The organism is Pirellulales bacterium (assembly GCA_035546535.1).
Classification (GTDB): domain Bacteria; phylum Planctomycetota; class Planctomycetia; order Pirellulales; family JACPPG01; genus JACPPG01.
Genome location: DASZWQ010000137.1, coordinates 1 through 23,237, shown reverse-complemented (window position 1 = coordinate 23,237; position 23,237 = coordinate 1). Strand labels below are relative to the sequence as shown.

The 23,237-nt window shown below is 63.6% G+C and carries 18 protein-coding genes; 8 read left to right on the top strand and 10 right to left on the bottom strand.

The window, feature by feature from the left end:
- The 3 genes from VHD36_16450 to VHD36_16440 form a co-directional block, all read right to left on the bottom strand.
- Positions 1-1,433: hypothetical protein (locus VHD36_16450; protein ID HVU88916.1), on the bottom strand; the 1,433-nt coding region annotated here is incomplete at its 3' end.
- A 369-nt stretch (positions 1,434-1,802) separates the two neighbouring features.
- Positions 1,803-3,353 carry a hypothetical protein gene (locus VHD36_16445; GenBank protein HVU88915.1) on the bottom strand — a complete coding sequence of 517 codons (1,551 nt, stop codon included), beginning with the start codon at positions 3,351-3,353 and terminating at the stop codon, positions 1,803-1,805.
- 307 nt (positions 3,354-3,660) lie between these two features.
- A complete protein-coding gene (locus VHD36_16440) occupies positions 3,661-4,161 on the bottom strand; it encodes a hypothetical protein (GenBank protein HVU88914.1) in 501 nt (166 codons plus the stop codon).
- A gap of 522 nt (positions 4,162-4,683) precedes the next feature.
- Here VHD36_16440 and VHD36_16435 point away from each other — a divergent pair.
- The gene (locus VHD36_16435; protein ID HVU88913.1) at positions 4,684-7,860 is read left to right on the top strand and encodes a DUF1553 domain-containing protein; all 3,177 of its coding nucleotides are present in this window, start codon (positions 4,684-4,686) and stop codon (positions 7,858-7,860) included.
- A gap of 111 nt (positions 7,861-7,971) precedes the next feature.
- Entirely contained in the window at positions 7,972-9,447 is a 1,476-nt protein-coding gene (locus tag VHD36_16430) for a DUF1501 domain-containing protein (GenBank protein HVU88912.1), read from the top strand.
- A gap of 24 nt (positions 9,448-9,471) precedes the next feature.
- On the opposite strand, the gene VHD36_16425 is transcribed toward VHD36_16430, so the two are convergent.
- Entirely contained in the window at positions 9,472-10,755 is a 1,284-nt protein-coding gene (locus tag VHD36_16425; protein HVU88911.1) for an SGNH/GDSL hydrolase family protein, read from the bottom strand.
- Between the two features lie 377 nt (positions 10,756-11,132).
- Positions 11,133-11,813, bottom strand: a complete 681-nt coding sequence (locus VHD36_16420; protein ID HVU88910.1) for a hypothetical protein — start codon at positions 11,811-11,813, stop codon at positions 11,133-11,135.
- Positions 11,814-12,110: 297 nt separating this feature from the next.
- Here VHD36_16420 and VHD36_16415 point away from each other — a divergent pair, with 297 nt between their 5' ends.
- Positions 12,111-12,476 carry a hypothetical protein gene (locus tag VHD36_16415; protein ID HVU88909.1) on the top strand — a complete coding sequence of 122 codons (366 nt, stop codon included), beginning with the start codon at positions 12,111-12,113 and terminating at the stop codon, positions 12,474-12,476.
- Between the two features lie 64 nt (positions 12,477-12,540).
- Here VHD36_16415 and VHD36_16410 read toward each other — a convergent pair whose 3' ends face one another.
- The 4 genes from VHD36_16410 to VHD36_16395 all read right to left on the bottom strand — a co-directional run bounded on the left by VHD36_16410 (position 12,541) and on the right by VHD36_16395 (position 15,218).
- Positions 12,541-13,002 (bottom strand): DoxX family protein, encoded by a 462-nt coding sequence (locus tag VHD36_16410; protein ID HVU88908.1) that lies wholly within the window; start codon positions 13,000-13,002, stop codon positions 12,541-12,543.
- Positions 13,003-13,004: 2 nt separating this feature from the next.
- Positions 13,005-13,574 carry an SRPBCC domain-containing protein gene (locus VHD36_16405; GenBank protein HVU88907.1) on the bottom strand — a complete coding sequence of 190 codons (570 nt, stop codon included), beginning with the start codon at positions 13,572-13,574 and terminating at the stop codon, positions 13,005-13,007.
- A 24-nt stretch (positions 13,575-13,598) separates the two neighbouring features.
- Complete coding sequence (locus VHD36_16400) at positions 13,599-13,940, bottom strand: metalloregulator ArsR/SmtB family transcription factor (protein HVU88906.1); 342 nt, start codon at positions 13,938-13,940, stop codon at positions 13,599-13,601.
- Positions 13,941-14,489: 549 nt separating this feature from the next.
- Positions 14,490-15,218 carry a prolyl oligopeptidase family serine peptidase gene (locus VHD36_16395; GenBank protein HVU88905.1) on the bottom strand — a complete coding sequence of 243 codons (729 nt, stop codon included), beginning with the start codon at positions 15,216-15,218 and terminating at the stop codon, positions 14,490-14,492.
- Positions 15,219-15,548: 330 nt separating this feature from the next.
- Here VHD36_16395 and VHD36_16390 point away from each other — a divergent pair, with 330 nt between their 5' ends.
- Genes VHD36_16390 through VHD36_16370 form a run of 5 tightly spaced genes read left to right on the top strand, consistent with a single transcriptional unit; the run spans position 15,549 to position 23,067 of the window.
- The gene (locus VHD36_16390; protein ID HVU88904.1) at positions 15,549-16,346 is read left to right on the top strand and encodes an SDR family NAD(P)-dependent oxidoreductase; all 798 of its coding nucleotides are present in this window, start codon (positions 15,549-15,551) and stop codon (positions 16,344-16,346) included.
- A gap of 35 nt (positions 16,347-16,381) precedes the next feature.
- Positions 16,382-17,110, top strand: coding sequence for a carboxymuconolactone decarboxylase family protein (locus tag VHD36_16385; protein ID HVU88903.1), 729 nt, complete (start codon positions 16,382-16,384; stop codon positions 17,108-17,110).
- Positions 17,107-20,832, top strand: a complete 3,726-nt coding sequence (locus VHD36_16380; GenBank protein ID HVU88902.1) for a CehA/McbA family metallohydrolase — start codon at positions 17,107-17,109, stop codon at positions 20,830-20,832. Before VHD36_16385 ends, VHD36_16380 begins: the two co-directional genes overlap by 4 nt.
- 46 nt (positions 20,833-20,878) lie before the next feature.
- A complete protein-coding gene (locus VHD36_16375) occupies positions 20,879-22,342 on the top strand; it encodes a sulfatase (GenBank protein HVU88901.1) in 1,464 nt (487 codons plus the stop codon).
- Between the two features lie 50 nt (positions 22,343-22,392).
- Complete coding sequence (locus tag VHD36_16370; GenBank protein HVU88900.1) at positions 22,393-23,067, top strand: hypothetical protein; 675 nt, start codon at positions 22,393-22,395, stop codon at positions 23,065-23,067.
- A 47-nt stretch (positions 23,068-23,114) separates the two neighbouring features.
- Here VHD36_16370 and VHD36_16365 read toward each other — a convergent pair.
- Positions 23,115-23,237, bottom strand: a 123-nt coding sequence (locus VHD36_16365) for an IS110 family transposase (protein ID HVU88899.1), incomplete at its 5' end; no start/stop codon positions are given.

Here is a 23,237-nt window from a genome sequence, read left to right as displayed (position 1 = left end):
AGCTTCAAGTTGTCGGTCACCAATTCCGGCGCCTCGGTCATGTGCGTCCGCGCGTCGTTGATCGCCGACCGCACCTCGGTTTGGATCGCCTGCTGCAAAACCCGCCGATCGCGATCCACCGCATCCAGCAGCCCGCCGTCGTTATTACCGGCTTCGGCTGCTTGGCCGTTCGGGTCGTCGGCATCGGTCCCGATCAAGCTGAACTTGATATCCGGAGCGGCGGCGCCGGGCTCGCCAGCATGCTGAGCGGCGCGCAAGAGGGCTTCGGCTTCGGCGTCCGCGGTGTTCATCGACAAGGCTTCGTTGGCCAACCGCTTCGCCTGCTCCGCATCGCCGGCGGCGAGGGCGACATGACCAAGCTGCTTCAATGCGTGCGCATCCATCAGCGAGAGCCGGCCGAGCTCGGCGAGCCCCTCGCTGCCCAATGCCGGAACGCTCAGTCCTTCGTCTTGCCGGCCCGACTTAACGAGGGCTTCCAGAAAAGCAAAATCGCCGTTCGATGGGACGGGCGCCAGCTTCCACTCCAGCGTCTGGATTTGGCCGCCGACGTCGGCTTGCATCTTCACGGCACTGGCTTGCGCGAGGGTCCCTTCGCCCAGCAGGATCGTATCGCGATCAAATCGCAACGGCAGGCCGTGATTGCCGGACAGGTTGTGCAGCGACGAGGGCAATTCAACGGCGGCGGGCCAGATCACGGGAGTCTGCACCGCCGCGGCCAGCCAGTTGCCGATTTGCCCGCTCGTGAAATTCTCGCCATCCACGGCCAGCACGCCACCGGTCTGCCGGGCGAGGCAAGCCAACAGGGAGACATCTAAACGCGGACCGATGGCGTAGCTTGTCAGGGGAACCTGCCGGGCACGCAATTGATCGACTAACGGACGCGCCTCGCGGCTGGCCAGCAGGTTGGCCGTGCTCATGCCGTCGCCAATGTAGACCGCGGCGCGCGCGCGGGCTGGATCCGTCTTCGCAGGAAAGGCGGCCGTCGTCGCGGCAAGCGCGGCTTCCATATCCGTTGCGCCGAGCGGCACGCGATCGCGCAAAGCCGCTAGCGCCCGGCGCGCCGCGGCATCGGCCACCGGCGCAAAATGGTCGATAAGTGGAATAGCGTTCAAATCGACGGCGAAAAGTTGAACCCGATCCACCGGACGCAGGCCGGCCAATAGTGCATCAAGCGCGGCGAGCGCTTTATCGCGATAGGCGCCCGTCTGACTCGCGGACGTATCGAACAAGATCACGACGTCGCGCGGTCGTGACGTCGGCCGCGCCACGGTGGGTGCCAGGTGCAACGCGAAATGCGACTGCCCATCTTTGGCGAAGACATCGATGTGCGCCGTTTTATCGCCGGGCACGACAGCGGCGCTTGTCGCTGCAATCAACGACGGGACAAGAAGGAAGAGAAGGCAAATGACCGAAGCGCGCGTTGCTTGCGACATGGCTGGTACTCCCGAACTAAAGACTGCCACATGCGCATTAGAAGCACGATCGTCGTGCAAACGCAACAGGAAGAGGTGTAAAAACACCGTGCGCCATGCAAACTAACATGTTTGTCAGAATCTCATCGGGGCGCATTTTTGTCGCATCAATGAACAACCGTTACTTTCACTCGCGACAGAATGACGCGATGTGTGCGCGATGAGCGCGGACAGATTGTCACGGAGCGCTTCTCGCCGAACCGATTCACGCCTGGCGTAACATCGATCCTACACAAGTGGAGTTTGCGCACGCCGCTCGCGCCGGCCGCCGCGAGCAGATCGCTATCGTCGCCGATAACGGCCGGACTGCCGCAGTCGCGCCGCGGACAATCACACGTTCAGCAGACGCTTTGCCTCGGCCATGCCCGGGGCCGGCTGGCCATACTCGCTGGCTGTCACGCGCGCGAGCGCCGTCAATTGACCCCAGCGGAATGCGGGCCTCGCCCGGGCGAATTCCTCGGTCGTGGTGTGATAATACTTCTCGGCGTGCAGAGCGCCGTCCTCGCTGATCGCATAACGCAACAGCAGATGTTGCACGTCGGCCGCGGGGTAGTTCTGCTCGCCGTAAAGGTGTACGACGGCGCAAGCCCGCGCCTGATCTTGCTGCCGGATGGCATCGTCGAGCTGTGCCATCAAGGAAGCCTGATCGCGCGACTTGATCTTTTCGACCTGCTCGGGCGCCGGTTGCGATTGCCCGTTGGTCAACTCCGGAACGAACGCACGATCACTGGCCACCTGCCAGCCGGAGAGCATCAGGCTTACGACGCTGTTTTTGCGATTGCTGACGCGCGCGATGTTTCGCCAGGCATTTACCGAGTCCGAGGCGTGTACGCCGATCGAATCGCCGTGGACGCTGCCCACCGGCTTGTTGGCCTGCGCGTTGCGAGCACTGCGGCCTGGATCGCGGAGCACGAATTGATTCGCCACCAGCGCCACGGCGTCGGCCACCGAATCGGCAGACATGCCCTCGGCCAGGGCCGCGGCAATCGCATCGGCCGCCTGGTCGGGCGTGCTGGTCAACAGCGTTTGGCTCATCGACGCGAGCCAGCCATCCTCGGCGACGCGCGTGCCGGGTTCGCGCTCGACCAGCCGATACTGATCGAGCAGCTTGGGAATCAAGTCGCGCAAGCTGGCGAAACGCTCGTTGTACGAGGGCTTGCAACTGTCGACGCAGTAGTGCAGCGATTGTCGAAGCATGGTCAGCGCGTGCTCGCGACCCACCAGGTCCAGCAGGTCCCAGGCTCGGTACGCCAGCACCGTGCGGTGCACTTCCACGCCGTCGGCGACGACGGGCAACAGATCGTCGTACGCTTCTTGAGGTGAGCGACCGGCCGCCGCGGCCAGCAGCCGCTCGGCCTGGGCCAGATCTTTATTGCGAACCGCGTCGCGAATTCGTTCCGCCGTCGGGTCTGTTTCGGCGCCTGCCTCGATGGGGTGCAGGGTATCTTTCTGCGCGACGCCGCGCGCCTGGATGCGGTCGGTATTGCGATACAGCACTTTCAAAACCGGAAGCGCGCGCATCGGCTCGGGCAGTTGCTCGCTCATGTGCAACGCCGGCGCGAGCGCCATGAACGTGTGAAAGCCGATGTAATCCTCGCCGCCGAAGGCGCGGGCGTTAGCCAGGGTCGCCGCCGCAACCAGCTCGCGCAGCGACGTGCCGCGGCGCAGCTGATCGGCCAGAGAGGGCAAGAGTCGCTCGATCGGCGTCTCTTGCATCAAAGCCACGAGCGATTCGCGCGGGCCAAAGGAGATGCGCGACGGGACGTCGGCGGCCATCGCGGGGGTAAGCCCTAGCTCCAGCGCGGTGCCGTATCCGATCGTGGCCACCATCATTCCCTGTCCGACTTCGGCGAGAAACGCGCGGCGATGAGGAAGTTTCATGGCGCGACTCCTTGTGATTGCTGTCGTGCAGTTGGCACACATCTCGCGGAATGACCGTGAGAAGACTTGTGGCGCGAAACGGGTTCGCGGGTCGCCCCCGACCCCCTGGCAGTTTTCAATCTACCGCCCGGCATGGGCATGAACAACGTTTCTTCGAAGGGCCCGCGGCCGCTTGAGGGCGGACTGTAACAAGGCCGTCGACCATTTCTCGACAAGCGTCAGCCTGTTCGGCCTGCGAAGGTCGCTTGCGGCGATTCGGACAGAGCCGATTGCCGTTGCACGGTCACGACCGCCGACACTCAGGGTGTCAGGGGCGCGCTTCGTAGGCGGGGGCCACGGCAAAGAAATCTTCGAGATCGTGCTTGCTCGAATAGCGACGCGGCTCGCCGCGATCGTCCAGTTTGCTGAATTGCGAACCGAACTCGCGTTTGATGTCGGCGTTCTTCACGTTCGTAAAGCCGACCTGCATGAGCCGGGTTCCGTCGGGCGCCTCGTGCTCTTCGAGCATCACGAAGTATTCGGCATGCCTCGCCTTTGCGATCTTGCACAATGCCTTGGCAACGAACATTGCGGAACCGACCGAAAAGCCTTTCTTGTGATTCACACAGACCGTCGAGATGTTGCCGACCCGCTTGCGCTCCGTAACCGTGATGTCGTAGTCGGGATCGCCAAACGTCCGACTTTCGAGATGAACAAGTTCTGGCCGTCTCAGCCAGCCGATCAGTAGAGCGAGCAGGGTCACGGCGACCAGCAATGTGCCGAGACCGAATCGAAACGTGGCGCGCTTAAAGAGTTCGCCCGCGGTCATCTGTGTTTGGCTCGTCCGAACTTCAAGCCGTGGTGGCCGGCCACCAAGCGAACATCGGGCGGCCGCCATTCATGAGCAAGTTCTGACCCGTGTCGGGAAGCGATTCGTATCCCCGCGACTACAAATACCAAGAGGCCGTGGCAGGTTCCACCAAGAGGGCCGATTGCGTTGACGACGATCCTGGCTACTTGAAGTTTACTCCCTCGCGTGGCATCTCCGCCATATTCAGGTAGAAATGCCGGGTACCGGGGAAACACGGCGCCGGGCGTCTTCCCGCCGACGGCCAGGGATGACCCGTCTGGCCAACGTCTGGCCGACCAAATTGTTTCCCTCGGCCTGGCGATTGTTTACAATCGGGGGGCGGGTGCCGAGCCCGCCGACCTGCCAGAATCCTGCCTGATTCGACGGGGGCGGTTTTCCGACCGGCGGACCGAATTCTCGATTTCATCGGGATCGATCCTGGTCGGCTCGCCCGCCGCTTGCCTGCATCCCGCCTGTTTTCGCTCCTCGAAGGAATCGGACATGACGCCACGTGGGCCGCTGCCCGTCGGTTTTTCGCTGCGGGCATTACTTGTTGTGGTTCTGGTAGCTAGCACCGCAAAAGCCGCCAGCCCGATCGGCTACAACCGCGACATTCGCCCGATCTTGGCGGAGAACTGCTTCGCCTGCCACGGCCCGGACAGCGCCTCGCGCAAGGCCGACCTGCGGCTGGATCGTCGCGAGGCGGCGGTCGAAAGGGGCGCCATCCAGCCCGGCAAGCCGGAGGAGAGCGAACTGGTGACGCGGATCACGAGCACGGATGAAGACACGATGATGCCCCCCGCGGCGTCGCATAAGAAGTTGTCGGCGGAGCAAAAGAAGCTACTGACGGATTGGATCGCGGCGGGCGCCGCATATCAACCGCACTGGTCGTTCATCGCGCCGGCCCGGCCATCGCTCCCTGAAGTGCAGGACAAAGCCTGGCCGCGGGGTGGGCTCGATAACTTCATCCTCGCCCGGCTGGAATCTCTGGGGCTGAAACCGGCGCCCGAGGCGGATCGCCGCACATTGGCGCGCCGGGCGTGCCTCGACATTACGGGCCTTCCGCCCGAGCCGTCCGACGTCGAAGCGTTTGTCGCGGACACGTCGCCCGGCGCCTACGAGCGGTATGTCGATCGTTTGCTGGCTTCGCCGGCCTGGGGCGAGCACCGCGGCCGTTACTGGCTGGACGCCGCGCGCTACGCCGATACCCACGGCATCCATTTCGACAACTATCGCGAAGGGTGGGCTTATCGCGACTGGGTGATCAACGCCTTCAATCGCAACCTGCCGTTCGACCAGTTCACGATCGAGCAATTGGCGGGCGACTTGTTGCCGAATCGCTCACTCGACCAGCTCGTGGCGTCGGGCTTCAACCGCTGCAACATGACGACCAGCGAAGGCGGGGCGATCGATGAAGAATACCTGGTGCTCTACAACCGCGACCGCACCGAGACGGTCTCGCAGGTATGGCTCGGCATGACGGCCGGCTGCGCGGTGTGCCACGACCATAAGTTCGATCCACTCTCGCAGCGCGAGTTTTACGAGATGGCGGCGTTCTTCAATAACACCACGCAAAGGGCGATGGACGGCAATGTCAAGGACACGCCGCCCACGGTCGTGGTGCCGACCGCCGAAGATCGGCAGGCGTGGGAAAAGCTGCCCGGCGAACTATCGGCCGCGCAGCAACAGATCGACGCGCGGCGCGCCGCGGCCCGCGGTGAATTCGAAACGTGGCTGGCGAAAGCCGCGCCCGCCACGATCGAAGCTCGACTGGTCACGGCCGGTCTGGCCTTTTACGCGCCGCTGGGCGAGAGCGCTGGCAATGTATTGGCCGTGTCGATCGGTGGTCAGCCGCGCCCCGTGCTGCTCGGCAGCGAGCCGGCGTGGGACACCGGCGTTACGGCGGAAAAAGCTTTCAAGAGCAAGGCGGACACCGTCATGGAAGTCGCCGGAGCTGGCGACTTCGAACGCGACCAGCCATTCACGTGCAGTGCCTGGGTCAAGGTGCCGAAGGATAACCTCAGCGGCGCCATGGTGGCGCGCATGGACGAGGCGAACGGCCACCGCGGCTGGGACATGTGGCTCGATCGCGGTCGGCCGGCGACGCACATCGTCAGCAAATGGCCCGAGGACGCGGTGAAAGTCGTCGGCAAGACGGCGCTCAAGGCCGACAAGTGGCAATATGTCAGCGTCGTGTACGACGGCTCGGCCAAGGCAGCCGGCGTGAAGATCTACGTCGATGGCGCGCCGCAAGAAGTGGAAGTGACGGCCAACAGCCTGGCCGGCACGATTCGCACCAGCGTTCCGTTGAAATTGGCGCAGCGCAGCACGGGCGCACGTGTTGATGATTTATCGTTGCAGGATCTGCGGCTTTATAACCGCGCCCTCGAGCCGGGCGAGGTAGCGCAGCTGGCAACGGCTACACGCGCCGCGTACCTGGTCGCCAAGCCTGCCGAAGGACGCAGCCCCAGCGAAGTCGAGGAGCTGTACGGCTGGTGGCTCGACGCCATGGATGCGAACTATCAGCAGCTCGCGACGCACAAGAAGGAGCTGTCGGCCAAAGAGGCGGCGATCAAATCCCGGGCGACGATCGCGCACGTCGCGCAAGAGAAGAGCGACACCTCGCCGATGGCCTACATCCTCTATCGCGGCGATTACGACAAGCGGCGCGACGAAGTGAAGGCCGACACGCCCGATATTCTGCCCGCGTTCCCCGCCGAGCTGCCGAAGAACCGCTTGGGCTTCGCCCGGTGGCTCTTGCGGCCGGACCATCCGCTTACGGCGCGCGTGACGGTGAACCGCTTCTGGCAGGAAGTCTTCGGCACCGGCCTGGTGAAGACGACTGGCGAGTTCGGTGTGGCCGGCGAGCTGCCTTCGCACCCGGAGTTGCTCGATTGGCTGGCGCTCGAGTTCCGCGATCACGGTTGGGACGTGAAGCGGTTCTTCCGCGAGCTGGTGTTGTCGGCCACGTACCGGCAAGCGGCGACCACCACGCCTGAAAAGTTGCAGGCCGATCCGCAGAACCGCTTGTTGGCCCACGGCCCACGCTTCCGCATGGATGCCGAAATGGTGCGCGATTATGGCCTGGCCGCCAGCGGCCTGTTGGTGCGCAAACTGGGCGGGCCGAGCGTGCGACCGTATCAGCCCGAGGGGGTGTGGGAGGCGGTGGCCATGATTGGCAGCAACACTCGCGACTACAAACAAGACTCGGGCGACAATTTGTATCGCCGCAGCATGTACACGTTCTGGAAGCGCGCGGCGCCGCCGGCCTCGATGGAGATCTTCAACGCGCCCAGCCGCGAGCAGTGTACGGTGCGACGCGAGCGTACGAACACGCCGCTCCAGGCGCTGGCGACGTTGAACGATCCGCAATGCGTCGAGGCGGCTCGCCGGCTGGCCGAGCGGACGCTGCGCGAAGGAGGCGATTCGGACGCCGCGCGGATCGATTTCATGGCGCGGCGCATCCTGAGCCGCACGTTTACGGACCAGGAGCGGCCGGTGGTCGAGAAATCGCTGGCCGCGCTCACGGCCTATTACCGCGACCACGTGGACGACGCGAAACAAGTCATCACGTTCGGCGAATCGAAGCCCGACGCCGGGCTCGATCCGAGCACCCTGGCCGGCTGGACGATGTTGTCGAACGAATTGCTGAATTTGGACGAGACACTGAATAAGTAGTCAGTGGTCGGTAGCCAGTAGTCAGTAAAAATGCGAAGAAATTCCTGGCTGTCGGTTACTAGCTACTGGTTACTGAATACCGACTACTGACTACTTTTGCGCGAGGCTTCCATGCATCCGCTTTTCGAGGATTGGGTTCGTAGCGAGACGCGCCGCCAGTTCTTTACGCGCGGGGCGAACGCGCTGGGCTCGGCGGCTTTGGCTTCGCTCTTGGGAGGTGGATTGTCGCGTGCCGCGGCGGCGACTTCGGCCGGCCCCGGCGCAGGGCATATCCCGATCGGTCCGCACTTCGCGCCGAAGGCCAAGCGCGTGATCTACCTGCACATGGTCGGCGGCCCTGCGCAGATGGACCTGTTCGATTACAAGCCGACGATGCAGGAATGGTTCGATAAGGACCTGCCCGACTCGGTCCGCATGGGACAGCGGCTCACGACGATGACCTCGGGTCAAAAGCGCTTTCCCATCGCGCCCTCGAAGTTCAAGTTTGCGCAGTACGGCGGCAGCGGCATGTGGGTCAGCGAGCTCTTGCCGAACCTGTCGCAATGCGTCGACGACATCTGCTTCATCCGCAGCATGAAGACCGACGCGATCAATCACGAGCCGGCCATCAGCTACATGCAGACCGGCAATCAGATCACGGGCCGGCCATGCCTCGGCTCGTGGGTTTCCTACGGGTTGGGCTCGATGAACGAGGACTTGCCGACGTTCGTCGTGCTAGTCGCCAAGCCCACCAATACCGAGCAGGTGCAGGCCATTTCGGCGCGCCTCTGGTCGGCCGGGTATCTGCCGGGCGAGCATGCGGGCGTTTCCTTCCGCGCCGGCGGCGACCCGATTTTGTACATCAACAACCCGCAGGGCGTTCCGTCGGCGGTGCGCCGGGATACGCTGGATGGTTTGCGGGCCTTGAACGAGCTGAACTACCAGCAGGTGGGCGATCCCGAGACGCACACGCGCATCCAGCAGTACGAGCTGGCGTTCCGCATGCAGTCGAGTGTGCCTGAGCTGACCAACGTGGCCGACGAGCCCGAGTCGACGTATCAGCTCTACGGCGAGACGGCGCGCAAGCCGGGCAGCTTCGGCCACTCGGTCCTACTCGCGCGGCGAATGATCGAGCGCGGCACGCGCTTCGTGCAGATTTATCTCAACAATTGGGACACGCACGGCAACGTCGCCGGCCGGCTGCCCGATCAGTGCCGCGATATCGATCGCCCCTGCTATGGGCTGATCCAGGATCTGAAAGCCCGCGGACTGTTCGAAGACACGCTAATCATCTGGGGTGGCGAGTTCGGCCGCACGATCTACTCGCAAGGCGGCCTGAGCAAGGACAACTACGGGCGCGACCACCATCCGCGTTGCTTCACGATGTGGATGGCCGGCGGCGGCGCGAAGGGGGGCGCGATCTACGGCGAGACGTGCGAGTTCTCGTACAACATCGTCCGCGACCCCGTCCACGTGCGCGATTTCCACGCCACGGTGCTGAAGCTGCTGGGCTTCGACCACGAGCGGTTCACGTATCATTTCCAGGGGCTCGACCAGCGGCTGACCACGGTCGAACCGGCGCGGGTGATTCCGGAACTTCTGGCGTAGACGGTCAACGGTTCTCGCGTCTCGTCAGTTTTTGCGGCGGCGCGCCATCGTTAACAAACCGGCCGTCAGCAGGGCCAGGCCCAGCGTCGCCGGCTCGGGCACAGCCGCCGCATTGCCTGCCGATGGGCCGGTATGCAGCCAGTTCGACGACATCAGGGCGATATCCTGGATATTCACGATGCCGTCGCCGTTCACGTCGCCCGCGAGATTGCTGCCGATGTGCAGCCAATTGCTCGAAACGAGAGCAATATCCTGACTGTTAACGATGTTGTCGTGGTTCGTGTCGCCGGCGATCGGCGGTGAGCCCGCGTAGCTGATTACATAATTCGAGTAAGGGCCAATCTGCGCGGCGAGCGTGTCCGAGCCGCCGTACGTGAGCCCGGCATGCGATAGGATTTGCGCTTCGCTAAAGAGGGGGATGCCGGCGTTGTAGCCCGTATCGAGCGCCTGCACGAGCAGATCGGCCAGCGTTCCTTGGAGCGTCGTGTAAGGGTGAATGCCATCGGCGCAGAAACCGGCCTGCGATGACGTACTGCTGGTCGATTGCGTCAGGTTGATCGGCACGTTGCCAATCGAGACCGTGGTGCGGAAGTTCCCCTCGGTGCCGAACGTGGCGCCGATCATCGCCGAAAGATCGGCAACCACGATGTGATCGGCCTGGGCCGTGGCCTTGATGCCGGCGTTCACTTGCGCGATGACGTTGGCGACGAGCTGTCGCTTGCTGGCATCGGGAAATGCCGCCTGCACGGCCGGCGTAATGCCGTAGTCGGGCACGGTGGCCACGACGGTCTTTACACCGGTGGGCAGAATGTCATTCAGTGCCGTGCTGATATTGCCGACGACTGAGCTGACGTAATTGTTGATTTGCGTCGTCGTCCAGGCACCGTTGTAGATATTTGCATAGGCTGCGCTATTCGGCGAGAAGTCGTTGGCCCCGATCATGAACACGGCGTAGTCGATGCCGTATCCGCCGGCGTTGGGGATTTGCGCCGCCAGGCCGGTCGCTTGCCCGCCCGAGAGGACGCTGGCACTTGTGGCACCTGCCAATGCCCAATTCTGGTTGTAGCCCACGAAGCGCGGGGGGAGATTCGAGACGTTGGCGCCCAGATTGACGTTGTCAAAAGTCGCCAATTGCTCGACCCAGTTCTGGGCATAAGGGCGGCCGTTGTTCGCGTACTCATCGCTGAGGCTGTCCCCCATGACGCCCAGAGTCACCTGGGCGTGTGCCGAGGGCGCACGACAGGCGAGCAGGAGCAAGCCGATCGCCGAGAGCGTCAATAGTCGCGCGGAAAGCAGAACTCGCGGCATAAGAAGGCTCCTCAGGGTGAAGCTCAGACCGCCGTGACATAAGAAGTTCCCCACTGGCCCTCAGGTTACGGGCGGGACCAGATGAAAGCAACGCGCGGCTGCCCTGAATCGTAAGGCATCGATCGCGCCGGGGGGAAAACACTCAATGACTAACGACCAGCTGCGGTATCGCCTGCGCGGACGATTGCCAGAATCGCCTCGAGCGCGGGATCGCGATTGGCGAAATAGTCGGCCGAGAGCCGGGCGAGTGCGAAGCAAGCGATTGCTGCCACGGCCACCGTGCTTGCGCTACTCCTGCTGAGGACGGCTGCCGCGGCCGAGGAACCGGCACCGCTCAGCAAACGGCGAATTCCTGTCCGGCCCCCCACGGCGCCGGCTCACTCCGCCGTCAGCCAGTCGAATTTCCAGATGGGGTTGCCGCACTGCGGGCATTCCTCGCCATTTTCCAACAGTGCGCCGCGGCAGGCCGTGCAATCGGCCAGGCTGGGCAGAATCTGCCGCTGCCGTTTCCGCGCGTCGATGGCATCGGCCGGCGCGGCGAAGGCCGTCGCCGTGACGATTTCGACGGCCAGCGGGTACAAGCGAAACAGCACCAGCGGTGCATGAGCCGTCTGAGGCAAGGCACGCTCGAGCGCCGTCTCGAACGATAACCGGCGCTTGTCCGGAGATTGTGCCTTGTACAAGGCGAACCGTCCCACGACGGCCGGCTCGCTCAGCCGGTCGGGCAAGCGCGTGTTGATGAGCCACCGCACGTACCAGTCGTCGTCGGTTCGCAGGTATCCGCGCGCCCGTGCTACTTCGGCCGACACAGCTACTTGATACAACTCGCTTTCGAGCGATGCGATGGCGTGCCCCTGCACAAAGGAGGTGGGCATGATCATCGAGTCGACGCCGAATCGCGTGCCGGGCTCGACGGCCACGCGATCGAGCATGAGACTCGTCAGCATTTCGAAGCCCGCGGCCAGGCTGGCAACGATCCGCGCACCGTCGGCTCGCGCTTCGTGCTCGTTGAATGCTTGGATCGCACTGTTCTGCGACATGGGCGTAGGTGCGGACATGATCGTTCTTCTGCGATGCGGGACGTGCTGCGCGGGCGTCGTTACTTGAAGTTTAACGCCTGCCACCATTGGACCGCCTAGGCGGTGGATTTGCCAGTAATGCCCTGCACTTTTGTTTCTGCCAGGGATAGCCAGCCTGTGCGTAGCGAGCCGATCATTTGTGCCGGGGATAAGGGTGCTTTCTCTCCCCCGGATAGAGGTTGGGACGCCGACTTTTTAGCCGTCCGCGCCCGGCGTTTTCTACCGAGAAGCTATATATCCTTGGCGGTTCCCGAAGAGTGTTAAAGGGCTGGAAACATGGCGATCGAGTTGGAAGAAAAACGAGCCTTGCGAAGCGCGTTGCGACCGATTTTGATCGAAGCGCGAGATGAAGACGCGCGTGAAAATCCGGTCGGTATCCGCTATCCCTTCTTTCGTCCGGTTTTGATCACGCTGGACGAAACCAAGCGCTTGTCGGCCTTCAGCCGTGATCTTTCGCCGCATGGCATTGGGCTGATGCACTCCGAAGCGTTGCCGCTGGAAGAGGTCGAGATCCGTATCGGCACCGGTCGCGGCTATTACGTTAAGGTGCGCACGATGATTACGTCTTGCCGACCCTGCGGCGACGCGTGCTACGTGAGCCGGGGGCATTTCATGTCGATCCCGGCGGTCGGCGATAACTAAGCCGGACGGGCGCGACATTTGTCGCCCGCGATGCGGGACGCGCCTGCGAAGGTTCCGCCGCGCCTCAGAGGCCGGGCGCCAACTTCGACGGAAAAAAGCGCCCTTGCCTGGCGTTGCTCGACAGCCGCCAGCCTGAATACGAGAGCGCCCACAGCGCGCCGGTGGCGACGGCCCAACCCCACGCGTCCGGGCCATCGCCCACCGCCAGATGGGCGAGGAGCGCCGAGACGAGGTTAATGGCGAAGCCGGCGTACGCCCATTCCCGCACGCGCGCCGCGACGGGCGCGAGTAGCATCGCCACGCCCAGGATCTTGGCACAGGCGAGCTCCACTCGGAAATAGGCCGGAAAGCCAAGGTGCGCGAAGGCCTCGGCCACCTGCGGCAAGCTCAATTGCGCGTACGCAGTGAAGCCCATCTGCAAGCAGAAAAGCGCGGTGCTGATCCAATACACCAGTCGCAAAGCTCTGGGCGCGGTCGTTGCGGCGGCAAGGGCAGGGCTTTCGTGGGGCGATTCCATGGTTCGCATTCTTAATCCTTAGGGGCCTGGGGTGGCCAGGCGGGGGCTTCGACCCCGAACTGCTGCGCGTATTCTTTGTTCAAACGATGCCAGCCTTCGAACTTCAGAGCGTCGCCGGCCACGATGCGGCCGATCGGTGCGCCGCCGAGGAGATGATCCAAAACGTCGAAACAAATGTGCCATCCGGCAGCGCCCATCGAAATGAAGCGGCGATCGATCGCGTGCCACAGCGTCAGGCGCGTGCCGGCGCCCGTGGGTTCGAGCTCCCAGCGGATGTCCTGCCCGCCCCAGTTGTAGACGAGCACCTTCGGCGGGACGGCTTCGATCACCTTGGTTTCCGAGACCATCGGCGTGGGTGCTCCGACCGTGGTGAGCTTCACGGTCGTTCCCGTTGTGGCCAGGCTCGCGTCAGCATCAAAGGGTGCCCACTCGCGCAGATGCGCCGGCTCGGTCAGCGCCTGCCACACTTTTTCGGGCGCGTGGCGCAGCTCGCGGACGAGAACGAGCGTCCAACGCGCGCCGTCCTTTTGGATGCGGGCACCCTCGGCGGGGCCGGGCGTATATTTCTCGCGGTCGGACATCGATGTTCTCCGTTATCTCTCGCGTTATCGCTTTCTGGGCTTCCGCTTCTTGGGCTGGGGGGAATCCATGCGGTCAAGGTGACGCTCCAGCGCGTCGACGTGCGCGGACCAGAACCGCCGGAACGGCGCCAGCCAGGCGTCGATTTCCTGAAGCGGCTCGGGCTTGAGCCGGTACAGCCGGCGCTGCGCATCGACCGTCGATTCCACGAAACCGGCCTCGCGCAGCACGCGCAGATGCTTGGAGACGCTGGTTTGCGGCATCCGCAGCCGGCGCTCGATCTCCCCGACCGACTGCTCGGACGAGACCAAGAGGCCCAGGATCGCGCGGCGGTTCGGCTCGGCAATGATGTCGAAAGCGGTCTGCATGCTTCATATGCTCCACGGGTAATATACGCATTGAGTCATATAATGGCAAGAGCGCCGGCGCGGAATTTCCCGCTGGGGTGCGCCTGCGCGAAGAGGTAACGTCGCGCGCTTCCGTTGCCGACGACTGCCCGAAGGTTTTTCGCCAGTGAGGGCCTAAGCTGTCGTGGGCGGAGGGTAGTGGGTGATTAGCGTGTGATGCTTTGACAAACAAAAACGTCCCCTCTCCCTTCGGGAGAGGGTTAGGGTGAGGGAAGCCGATTGCCGATCCCCTCACCCCGGCCCTCTCCCTAAGGGAGAGGGAGAGGGAATGCGCGGCGCGCGGGTGACAGCTTGCACACACGAATCACCTACTGCCGATCGGATCGCCCCCTTGCGGCGTTCGCAATTCGATTTGACTTTGGCGAACCATCGCGCATCTTTGTCTGCTGGCCGCGACTGCGTCTAACATGCCGCCGCCACACGCCGCCGGGGTTTTATCCTTTGCCCTCCGTGCGGCTCTTTTTTTTTGCGCTGCGGGCGATTTGCAGATCGTTCGGGCCAAAGCGTTCGTCAGGGAGCGGCTTTCGCCGGTGCTCGCTTCTGTGCGAGCAGCCACTCCCACACTTCCGGGTTGTCGTAGGTTGCCGTCCAGGAATCGTGCAGGGCGTCGGGGTAAACCGTCAGCTTCACGTTCCCCTTGGCCCGTTCCAGCGCCTGAACCAGTTCCTCGCTGCGGCGCAGCGGCACGACGGGATCCTTCGCCCCGTGAAAGGCCCAGATGGGCACCTGCGTCAGGCGCCGGGTCATGAGCATCTCGCCACCGCCGCAAATGGGAATGATCGCCGCGAACCGATCGGGCTGGTAAGCGGCCAAGGCCCAGGTGCCGAAACCACCCATGCTCAGGCCGGTGAGGTAGATGCGGTCCTTGTCGACTTTGTAGCGCGCGGTCAGGTCGTCGACGAGCGCCGTCAGTTCGCGCAATTGCCAGGTCCAGGAATTGTCCTTGGGACACTGGGGACTGACGACGATGAACGGCAAATCTTTGCCCTCCTCGATCAACTTCGGCGGACCGTGCTTTTTGACCAGGTTCAGATCGTCGCCCCGTTCGCCCGCCCCGTGCAGGAAGAGGACCAGCGGCCAGGCATCTTTCTTGTCGTAGTCCTTGGGCAGGTACAGCAAGTAATTCAGGGTGACGGGAACCTGCGTTTCGAGCCTGGCCGGTTGCTGAGCAGGTGCATCGGCCCACAGCGGAGCAGGCATGGAGAACAAACCGATGGAGAGCAGCAGGAGCTTGCGCATTTCCAGACCTCGGTAATCAATAAAGCGGTCGATCGGGGGCGTACAACGTCGGCCATCGATCATAGCGGGGTGTCCGGCAGATTTCGAGCATTCGCGGCCCGGCAACAGGAGAACTGCAAAGTCTGTAGCCGGGGTCTGCGACTCCGGAAGCGGCACGTGAAATCCCGGCCTCGCCGAGGCCGGCTACAGTAGATACGCGCGCAGAATCTCAACTTTGCCGTTCTCGCGTTGGACAGACAACCGGGCGTGTGCGAGCATAATTGCGCTCCTCGGGGACGAAACCACAAATCCACGCGTTCGACGCATGGCTGTTTCGAGCGGTGAGCCAAGATGAGACTTGCGGACAAAGTCGCCATTGTCGTCGGGGCCGGGCAGACGCCGGGCGATACGATCGGCAACGGCCGCGCGACGGCGCTAGTTTTTGCCCGGCACGGCGCGCGCGTGCTGTTGGTGGATCGCGACGGTCCCTCGGTGCGCGAAACTTTGGCCATGATCGAACGCGACGGCGGAGTGGGCCGCGTCTACGAAGCCGACGCCACGAGCGAGGACGCCTGCCGCGCCGTGGTCCGCGAATGCCGCGAATCGTACGGCCGGATCGACATCTTGCACAACAATATCGGCATCGGCAGCGGCGATCGCGAATTGTCGCAATTGAACGAAGACGCCTGGGATCGCATCATCGGCACGAATCTGAAAAGTGCTTTCCTGGCCTGCAAGCACGTCTTGCCCGTCATGCGCGAACAGCAGTCGGGCGCAATCATCAACATCTCATCGCTGGCGGCCGTGGCGGCGGCGGTCGAGTTGACCGCGTACAAGGTTTCGAAGGCCGGGCTGAACGCCTTGACCCAAGCGATGGCGATCGCCAACGCCGGCTATGGCATTCGTGTAAACGCCATCATGCCGGGGTTCATCAATACGCCCATGGCGATCGAAGGAATCGTGCGCGAGCGCGGCATCCCCAAAGAGCAATTGATCCAACTGCGCGACGGCATGGTGCCGCTGCGCGGCAAGATGGGCACCGCCTGGGACGTCGCGCACGCGGCACTATTTCTTGCTTCGGACGAAGCGCAATTCATCACCGGCGCGATCCTGCCGGTCGACGGCGGGCAAAGTGCCCGCATTGGTTGAGAGCGAGCCACGAATTCCATCAGGAGGCCATCGCCGTGCGACGTTCGACAGCGCATCATAGGACGTTCGTTGCGATCGTGACGGTCGTCGCCGCGACGGTCGCCGGTTTGTGCGTATTTCCGACAGGACAGCCAGCAAGTGGAGAACAACAGGTGACGCACGACGCAAAGGAGGGCTCCGCAGGCTCAGCGAAAGACGGACGCCGCCACACGCGCCCGACGCGGCCGCGCATCGAACCGGTGAAGAAGGACAACTGGTCGCCCGAGCAACAGCAGCTGCTGGCGCCCTTCGAGCGCACCGGCCGCTTGTACAACGTCTTTACGACGATGGCCAATCATCCCGATCTGGCGCAGGATTGGCTCACGTTCGCGACGCACATCCTGCGCGACAACTCGCTGCCGCCGCGCGATCGAGAAATTCTCATCTTGCGCATCGGCTGGCTGTGCCAGGCGGAATACGAATGGGCCCAGCATGTCGTGATCGGCAAAGGCGTCGGCCTGTCGGACGAGGACGTGCGGCGCATTGCCGAGGGGCCAGCTGCCGCCGGACTTTCGGAGCACGATCGATTGCTGCTCACCGCCGCCGACGAGTTGCGCGATGAGGCTTGCCTGAGCGACGAGACTTGGGACGGGCTATCGAAGACCTACAACACGAAGCAGATGATGGACCTGGTTTTTACCGTCGGACAGTACAACCTGGTTTCCATGGCGCTCAACAGCTTTGGCGTGCAACTGGATCCGGGGCTCTCAGGATTTCCGCAATGACGATCGTCGAAGTTTTGCAGCGTTTGAAGGCGCAGGCTGGCGCCACGGCATTGGCCGCGATCGCGATCCTGGGCCTTGCCGCCGCAGCGGCCCGGGCCGAGCATGGCCGATTCGATCGCACCACGCCCGACGCGCGCGAAGAAGCGTACATCTTCACGCCGCCGGGTTTTGCCGCGGCTGGAAAGCCTGCCGTCGCCGATGGGGAGAAGGCCGGCCAACTGCGCGTGACGATCGTCGATCGCGCGACCGGCAAGACCACGCCGTGCCGCGTGAACGTCGTGGGGAGCGACGGCAATTTCTATCGGCCGCGCGAGAATCGGCTGTCCGCGTACAGCCTGCTGCACCAGTGGCCCGATGGCCTGGCCGGCAATCGCCCTGGCAAGGCGCCGATCCGCTATTTCGGACATTTCTTTTACACGCCGGGTGAGTTCGCGGTTGACGTGCCGGCCGGTCCGGTCCGCATTGAAGTGTGGAAAGGATTGGAATACCGCGTCGAAATGCATTCGACGCACGTCACGGCCGGCGCCGAGCGCGACGTGCAGATCGAGCTGACGCGCACCGTGGCAATGGCCGAACAAGGATGGCATTCGGCCGATCCGCATCTGCACGTCAATCGCACGAGCGACGCGGACGACAACACGATCTTCGATTTGCTCGAGGCCGAGGACATCCGCCGCGGCATGATCCTCTGCTACAACGAGGACACGTCGAACTACAAAGGGCTGATGCCTGAGCAGGCGACGCCGCAATTGCGCGGGCTGGGGCTCGAGTCCATTCGCGAGCGCGGGCCTTATGCGATTGTTTCAGGCCAAGAATATCGCAACGGCGTGCTCGGACACTTGAACCTGTTCCTGCGCGACCGGCTGTACCTCACCGGTCAACAGCTCGACCCGAACGTAGGGCCGCTGTACGCCGCGGTAGGCGAAGAGACACGTCGGCAAGGGGGGTATGCCTTTCACGCGCACGGCGGATACGGCCTCGAGATCTGGGCCGACCTTGTGCAGGGAGCCACGACGGGTGTCGAGCTATTGCAGTTCGGCATTTATCGCGGGATCGGGCTCGAAGGTTGGTATCACGTCTTGAACGCCGGCTTCCGCTTTCCCGGCATTGCGGCCAGCGACTATCCGGCGTGCCGCAAGCTGGGTGATTGCCGCACGTACGCGCATGTCGAGGGAGAGGCCTCGTTTCCCGCCTGGCTCAGGGCCGCCGCCGAGGGGCGCAGCTTCATGACCACCGGGCCACTCGTGCTCCTGGATGTCGAGGACCATCGGCCGGGGGACATCGTCACCACGCCGGACAAACAACCAAAAAAAGTTCGCGCTCGGCTGCGCGTGCGCAGCGAAACGGCGCCCGTGACCAACGTGCAGTTGATCGTGAACGGTCGCATCGTACGCGAACTGGTCGTGCCGCGTGACGCGGGAACGGCCCAATGGCTGTCGCTCGACGAACGCGTGGAATTGACCGAATCGAGCTGGATCGCGGCCCGGGCTTTTTCGACTTCTCCCTTCGGCACGGCCGACGCCGAAGCGCACACGAATCCGGTCTTCTTCTATTTTGCGGGGCAGCCGCCTTGCGCGGCGGCGGACATTGACTGGCTGATCGCCCGGCTGGATGAGCAAATCGCGGATCACGAAGCCCGCCAGGTGCCCGAAAAGCGACAGGTGATCGACTATTTCCGCCGCTCGCGCGAGTTGTTGGTCAGCCGCAAGGAGCGACTGGACGAGAATCGCGCGGCTCAACTGCCTGACAAGGGCGTCGTGCAGACGGCGCTTGGCGAGCCCCTCTTGTCGCCCGGCACGCCGCTGCACGAAATCCGCGCGTACATCGAGCCGAGGATTCCCGCGCCGCCGCGTCCGAGCGACGGCCAGGAGTGGGAGGCCGAGGCCCGCCGTCTGCGGCAAGAGGTGCTCGACCGGGTGGTCTTTCGCGGCAAGGCGCGAGACTGGCGCGTTGCGCCGGCGCGCGTCGAGTGGCTGGATGCGATTCCGGGTGGCTCCGGCTATCACATTCGCAAGCTGCGCTACGAAGCCTTGCCTGGCATGTGGATCCCGGCGCTACTCTACGAGCCGGATCAGCTATCGGGAAAAGTGCCGCTCGTTTTGCACCTCAACGGTCACGAACGGGTCGGCAAGGCGGTCGAGTACAAGCAACTGTTGAGCATCAATCTGGCCAAGCGCGGCATGCTGGTGCTCGACCTGGAATGGCTGGGGATGGGGCAACTGGCCACGCCGGGGTTTTCGCACTACCGCATGAATCAGCTCGATGTCTGTGGCGCGAGCGGTCTGGCGCCGTTTTATTTGGCCATGTCGCGGGCCTTGGATCTGGGGCTAGCGCACCAGCACGCCGATGCGGCGCGCGTGGCGGCGATGGGCCTTTCGGGCGGCGGCTGGCAAACGATCCTGATCTCGTCGCTCGATCCTCGCGTGGTGCTCGCCAACCCCGTGGCCGGATACGGGGGCTTTCGCAGCAACATCCTTTGTGACGACATGGGCGATTCCGAACAGGCGCCCACCGATATGGCGGCGGTGGCCGACTACACGCACCTCACGGCGCTTCGGGCCGGCCGCCCGACGCTGCTGACCTATAACGCCAGCGACGATTGCTGTTTCAAGTCGGCGCACACGCTCGAGCCGCTCCTGGCGGCCGCGCGGCCGGTGTTTGCGATCGTGGATGCGAGCGACAAGCTGCGCTCGCACGTGAATCATGTGCCGGGCACCCACAATTTCGAGCAAGAGAATCGCGAACGGTTCTACGCCATGCTCGGCGAATATTTCCATCCGGGCGATGCGTCGTTTGTACGCGCCGAGTTGCCCTCGCGCGACGATCTGAAAACGGCCGACGATTTGCACGTGCCGCTGCCGGAAGACAACGCGGATTTTCATCGCCTGGCGGTGGGGTTGCTGGCCGCATTGCCGCCGCGCGACGCTCTTCCGCGAGATCGCGCCGCCGCGGTGGCATGGCAGCGCGCGAGGCGCGACCAGCTTCGGGCGCTTTTGAAGGTGCCTGACTACAAAGCTTCGGTCGTCTCCGAGACGACAGGCGCCCTGGCCGGCGTGACGGTTGTCTCGCGGCAATGGCGTTGCGGCGACGCCTGGACGATACCCGGCGTTGAATTTGTTCCCGCCGCGAAGCCGCAAAGAACGACCATCGTTCTTGCGGATGCCGGTCGCGCGAGTACCGCCGCGGAGGTCGAACGCCTGTTGCGCCGCGGCGATCGGCTACTGGCCATCGATCCCTTGGGGCTGGGCGAATCCACGGTCCAGGCGCAAGACCCCAGCTATTTGTACCCGCTTTTCTTGGCCGCGGTCGGCGAGCGACCGCTGGGCATCCAGGCGGCACAACTGATCGCCCTCGCGCGCCTCGCTCGCGCCGCACATCCGCAAGAGTCGGTAACAATCGTCGCCTCCGGGCCGCGCGCCGCGATGGCCGCGCTGGTGGCGGCGGCCCTGGGCGCGGAGGAGATTCAGGGCGTCGAAGTCAAGGATTCGCTGTCGACACTGGCCGAGTTAATTGAGCGTGACCAGACTGTTGAGAAATTGCCGGAGCTTTTTGCCTTTGGTTTGGCCGCGGAGTTCGATGTGGCGCAGATCGCGGCGCTAATGGCGCCGCGGCGCGTGACGATCCACCAACCCGAGGAGCGAGCCCGCCGCGAACTAAGTGCATTGCGTGGCTGGTACGAATTGTGGGGCGAGACTTTTGATCCACTGGCGGGCGCGCCGTAATTCCTGCACTTCGTCAATTGTTCCCTTTGATGCCGTGATGAGATAAATGTCCCTAAAAGCCTTCGGATCGCGGCGCTCGCTTGTCCTGCTGGTGGCGGCGATTCTTGTTGTCAGTACCGGCCTGGCCTACGCGGCTGCTCCGCGCCCCAACATCGTGTTGTGCATCGCCGACGATTGGGGGTGGCCGCATGCGAGCGCTTATGGCGACGCCGTGGTGAAAACGCCCGCCTTTGATCGCGTGGCGCGCGAGGGAGTGCTGTTTGCCAACGCCTTCGTCTCTTCGCCCTCGTGTACGCCCAGCCGCGGCGCGCTGATCACGGGCCAGCATTTCTGGCGGCTGGCCGAGGGGGCGAACCTGCACTCGGTCTGGCCTGTCGGCCGCTTTGCCGAATACCCGCAACTCTTGGCCGAAGCCGGCTATCACGTCGGCACGTATCGCAAGGCGTGGGGCCCCGGCCGCGGCAGCCCCGGCGGAAAGCCCTACAAATCGGTCGACGCGTTTTTCGAATCTCGCCCGGCCGACGCGCCTTTCTGCTTCTGGTTCGGCACGTCGGACCCGCACCGCCCGTACGAAAAGGGCTCCGGGGAACGGTCGGGCATGGATCTTTCCAGGGTCCATCTCTATCCGCATTATCCCGATGCGCCCGAGGTGCGCGGCGACGTCGCGGATTACTACTTCGAGATCCAGCGCTTCGATCGCGAGGTGGGTGAGCTCATGGCGCGACTCGCCGCCTTGGGCGAGCTCGACAAGACGCTGTTTGTCATCACGAGCGATCACGGCATGCCGTTTCCGCGCGGCAAGACGAATCTTTACGATTGCGGGGTCCACGTGCCGCTGGCCATCCGCTGGCCGGATCGGGTTCCCGGCGGCCGAACCGTGACCGATCTGGTCTCGCTTACGGATCTTGCGCCGACGTTTCTGGCTGCCGCTGGCCTGGCGGTTCCACCGCAGATGACTGGCCACGGCCTGCTGGCTCTGTTGGAACGTGGCAAAGCGGGCCGCGTCGAGGCGGCGCGCGATCACGTTCTCTTCGGCCGCGAGCGGCACACACCGGCCCAAGAAGCGCCTAATGGCGGCGGCTACCCGATGCGCGCCATTCGCACGGACGATTTTCTCTACATCCGCAATCTCGCGCCCGACCGTTGGCCGTCGGGCACGCCCGACTACACGCACGCATTTTTCCAGCAGGCGTGGCTGTCGGATTGCGATAACGGGCCCACGAAGAAATACATGTGGGATCACCGCGAAGAGCCTGCGGTGCGCGACTTGTACGCGCTGTCGTTTGCCAAGCGCCCTGCCGAAGAGCTGTACGACCTGCGGCAGGATCCGAACGAGTTGCACAACGTGGCGGACGAGCCGAAATACGCGCAGGCGAAAGCGGAATTGTCGGAGCGGCTAACGGCCGAGTTGCGCTCGACCGCCGATCCACGGATCGTCGGTGGGGGCGAGCAGTTCGACAAGTACCCTTACCTCGGCGGAGGCGGTGGGCAGTGGAATAAGACCGACTAGCGGAAACGAGTAGTCATTAATTTGCGCACGTCGCTCGTCACGGAGAACTGATGATGGCACATTGGGAGCATCGCCCGGAACCGGCCTGGCAGAAATTCGAGTTCAACCAGCCCTATGCCAAGGGGCTGAAACGATTGAAGGAAGAGGTCCTGGCCAAAACCGACTTCGACCCGGCCACGCTCTGGCAATGGGGGACGATGCAAGCCATGGCCGTGATCGAAGTGCTCAAGTCCTGCGAGCGCTTGTTCGGCCGCGCCGGGCAGCAGGCGGTGTACGAGGGTTTGCACCGCGTCGGCCTCGACGTGGGTCGGCAGATCCTGGCCGGCACCAAAAAGCCCGACGACATGAGCGAAGCGGAGTTCATCAGCTTCTACGCCTCGGTGATCAATCGCATCGCGTACGCGTCGCTGGAAGCCCCGAAGATCGACAGTCCGGAGCAGGTGAGCTTCGATATTCTGTGGTGCCCACACCAGGATCATTACCAGGCGTTTGATTGCCGGGTGCAGCGCTATTTCGTCGAGGGGATGATCGACGCCATGCGCGAGTACGGCCGCGAGCACGATTTCGACGTGCGCTTCGACAGCACGATTCCGGCCGGGGCGCCGACCTGCCACTTCACGATGTGGCGCACGAGCGACCCAGAGACGAAAACCGCCTGGCAGGATTACACGGCGGCGATCGACGAAAAAGCGCTTGAAATCGCGAAGCGCGCCAAGGAAGAATAATCCCCCTCCCTTGCAGGGAGGGGTCAGGGGAGCGACTGTCTTGGAAATCAAGTAGTTTGCAGGATCACGTTCCGCCAGGTCTGTCGTTTTCGGACCATCGCGTTGAGGATGGTGAGCAGTTTGCGCATACAGGCGACGAGGGCCACTTTCTTTCGTTTGCCGGCGGCCAG